Raw genomic sequence first — 1,856 nt, 5'->3', positions numbered from 1 at the left:
AATGTGGTCGCCGACAATGTGCGCGGTTTCTTCATCTACGACGCCGAGTACAACACGCTGCGCAACAATCTGGTCATCGGCAACCGCGTCGGCGTTCATCTGTGGGCCGGTTCGTACCGCAACACGGTCGAGGGCAACGACTTTATCCGCAACCGCGAGCAGGTACGCTATGTGGCCAGTCGCGATCAGGAATGGGGCAAGCAGACCGGCAACTACTGGAGCAACTACCTGGGCTGGGACCACGACGAGGACGGCCGCGGCGACATTCCGTACGAGGCCAACGACGTGGTCGACCGGCTGACCTGGCGCTATCCGGTCGCCAAACTGCTGATGCACAGCCCGGCCGTGCAGACCCTGCGCATGATCGCGCGCCAGTTCCCGGTGCTGCGGGTGCCGTCGGTGGTCGAGGCGCACCCTGCCATGCAGCCCCACCATGCCAACTGGAGAGAATGGATTCATGCCGAACGCCATTGAGGTTCGCGACGTCAGCCGTCGCTTCGGCGATTTTGTCGCTGTCGACCGGGTCGGCTTTGCCGTCGATGCCGGCGAGATTTTCGGGCTGATCGGTCATAACGGCGCCGGCAAGAGCACGCTGTTCAAGATGATGCTCGGCCTGCTGCCGGTCAGCAGTGGCGAAATCGCACTGTGCGGCGAGGCAGTGACCGGCCCGCATTTCCGCGCGGTGCGCCGCCAGATCGGCTATCTGCCGGAAAACGTGGTGCTGTACGACAACCTGACCGGACTGGAGACGCTGGCCTTTTTCGCCCGGCTCAAGGGCGTCAGCGATGCGCCGTACGCCGAACTGCTGGATACGGTCGGCCTGCCGGCCGTCGGCAAGCGCCGGGTCCGCGACTACTCGAAGGGCATGCGCCAGCGGCTCGGTTTCGCCCAGGCGCTGCTCGGTGCGCCGAAGCTGCTGCTGCTGGACGAGCCGACGACCGGCCTCGACCCGGAAGGCATCCACGAGTTTTATGCCATTCTGGAACGGGTGCGCGCCGGTGGCGCAACGGTGATCCTGACTTCGCACATCCTGGCCGAGATCGAACAGCGGGTCGACCGGCTGGCACTGATGAGCGCCGGCCGGCTGGCCGCGCTCGGCACCGTGGCCGAACTGTCGGCCGCCATTGCCCTGCCGGTCACGGTCGAGCTGACGCTGGCCGTCGCCGAGCGGCCGGCCGCACTGGCCGCGCTGACCGAGGCCGGCTTCGATCCCGCCAGCCAGCCGCACGGCCTGTCGCTGGCCATCGACCGCGCCGACAAGCCGCGCCTGCTGGCGGTGCTGGCCCGGCTCGGCGAGGCACTGGCCGACGTGCGCTTTATCGAACCGACACTGGAAGCGGTCTTTCTGGGCCATCGTCGCGATGTCCATGCCGCTGCCCGGGAGACCCGCTGATGGACTTCGCTCTTGCTCCGCTGCTGACCATCGCCGGCAAGGAATGCCGCGACCGCATTCGCAATCGCTGGGTACTGGTGGTCGCCATCCTGTTTGCGCTGTTCGCGCTGGTCATCGCCTGGTTCGGTCCGGCGCAACAGGGCACGGTCGGCTTTCGCGGCATCGAGCCGACCATCGCCAGCCTGACCAGCCTGGTCATCTACCTGCTGCCGCTGATTGCGCTGATTCTCGGCTTCGATGTAGTGGTCGGCGAACGCGAACGCGGCTCGCTCGACCTGCTGCTGTCGATGCCGATCACCCGCACCGAACTGATCCTCGGCAAATACCTCGGCCTGGCCACCGCGCTGACAGCCGCCACCGTGGCCGGCTTCGGCGTGGCCGGCATTGCGCTGGCGCCGTTCTTCGACCTGTATGCGCTGTGGCACTACGCCGGCTTTGTCGCCAGTTCGCTGCTGCTCGGCCT

General features: G+C 66.6%; 3 protein-coding genes. All 3 read left to right on the top strand.

Annotated elements, in window-relative coordinates:
- The coding region (locus ACYVG8_RS09510) for a NosD domain-containing protein (protein ID WP_460745625.1) at positions 1–474 on the top strand (474 nt) is incomplete at its 5' end.
- Positions 458–1,393 carry an ABC transporter ATP-binding protein gene (locus tag ACYVG8_RS09505; RefSeq protein ID WP_107889042.1) on the top strand — a complete coding sequence of 312 codons (936 nt, stop codon included), beginning with the start codon at positions 458–460 and terminating at the stop codon, positions 1,391–1,393. The genes ACYVG8_RS09510 and ACYVG8_RS09505, both read left to right, overlap by 17 nt.
- Positions 1,393–1,856, top strand: a 464-nt coding sequence (locus tag ACYVG8_RS09500) for an ABC transporter permease (RefSeq protein ID WP_460745623.1), incomplete at its 3' end; no start/stop codon positions are given. The genes ACYVG8_RS09505 and ACYVG8_RS09500, both read left to right, overlap by 1 nt.

Source organism: Microvirgula curvata, assembly GCF_054781615.1.
The sequence above is the reverse complement of the archived record's forward strand: the minus strand, read 5'-3'. Positions and strand labels throughout refer to the sequence as shown.

Excerpts from the sequence above, each read along its gene's own strand:
- ACYVG8_RS09505 (WP_107889042.1), top strand. The coding sequence starts at position 458 with ATGCCGAACGCCATTGAGGTTCGCGACGTCAGCCGTCGCTTCGGCGAT.